The 1,110-nt window shown below is 34.9% G+C and carries 2 protein-coding genes and 1 pseudogene; all 3 read right to left on the bottom strand.

What is annotated here, in order from left to right:
- Positions 1-320: chorismate synthase (locus tag ACFQY0_RS21165; protein ID WP_379717040.1), on the bottom strand; the 320-nt coding region annotated here is incomplete at its 3' end.
- A gap of 65 nt (positions 321-385) precedes the next feature.
- Positions 386-832, bottom strand: coding sequence for a nucleoside-diphosphate kinase (ndk, locus tag ACFQY0_RS21160; protein ID WP_186077530.1), 447 nt, complete (start codon positions 830-832; stop codon positions 386-388).
- A 61-nt stretch (positions 833-893) separates the two neighbouring features.
- Positions 894-1,110, bottom strand: a pseudogene (locus ACFQY0_RS21155) (polyprenyl synthetase family protein); the annotation flags it as partial.

Here is a 1,110-nt window from a genome sequence, read left to right as displayed (position 1 = left end):
CGTGTAATGACACGTTTCATTTCGCTCAGTTCTTCTTTAGTTAATGGTGTATCGCCCATGATTTTAGTCCAATGCTTAAAATCATCGTTTTGCACTTCCATCATTATTGGAGAACCGAGTGTTTTACCATGACGAATTCCACTACCGAAAGTAAATGTGTCCTTTTCAATTTGCATTCTACGTCCGCGACCATAACCGCCTTGACGCTTAAATAGTTCTTTTTGCATTCGCTCTTTATTTATTGGTAAATTTGATGGAAAACCTTCTACTATCGCTGTGACCTTCGGACCATGCGACTCACCTGCTGTTAAAAATCTCATGTCATCACCTCGTAAATGTATGTAAAATAAAAAGCTGAGTATTAAATACTCAGCTTTTTATTTAATTAGTAGATCCAATCTTTGTTAATTAAGCTGTAGTCTACTAGTTCTGATTCTTCAAAGAATAAATTGATTTCTCTGTCTGCACTCTCGAGTGAGTCAGAACCGTGAATAATATTTTTACCTACTGTAAGACCAAAGTCTCCACGGATTGTTCCAGGAGCAGCTTCTTGTGGGTTTGTAGCACCAACAACAAGACGTGCTGTTTTAATGATGTTATCTCCTTCTAATACCATTGCGAAAACAGGACCAGAAGTAATGAAGTCTACAAGCTCACCGAAAAATGGTTTGTCAGCATGCTCACCATAGTGAGTTTTTGCTAAGTCTTCAGATACTTGCATAAGTTTAGCACCTACGATTTTGAATCCTTTGTTTTCTAATCTTGCAACGATCGGTCCAATTAGGTTTCTTTGGACGCCATCAGGTTTAATCATTAAAAATGTTCTTTCCATTAAGTTATTCTCCTTTAAAAGTTCTTTACTTATTCTATCACTTTTTTATGTGTTTTGTATATTAATTTAATCGAGTACGTAGTTTTTCTACCATTTCAATTAGGTATTGTTTAATTGGCTCATCAATCTCTATGATATTTACGAGCGCATTATCTAAAAATTCATTACTCACTCTTTTGGAAGCTTCAATTGCTTTTGAGTCTAAAAGATATTTAATTAATTCATCTTTTCCTGATTGTTCTCTAGAATATGTTTTCAACATCTCTTTAAACTCAGAG

The sequence above is a fragment of the Haloferula chungangensis genome, assembly GCF_042664875.1.
Classification (GTDB): domain Bacteria; phylum Verrucomicrobiota; class Verrucomicrobiia; order Verrucomicrobiales; family Akkermansiaceae; genus Haloferula; species Haloferula chungangensis.
This window is presented reverse-complemented; position numbering and strand designations above follow the sequence as displayed.

Excerpts from the sequence above, each read along its gene's own strand:
- ndk (WP_186077530.1), bottom strand. The coding sequence starts at position 832 with ATGGAAAGAACATTTTTAATGATTAAACCTGATGGCGTCCAAAGAAAC.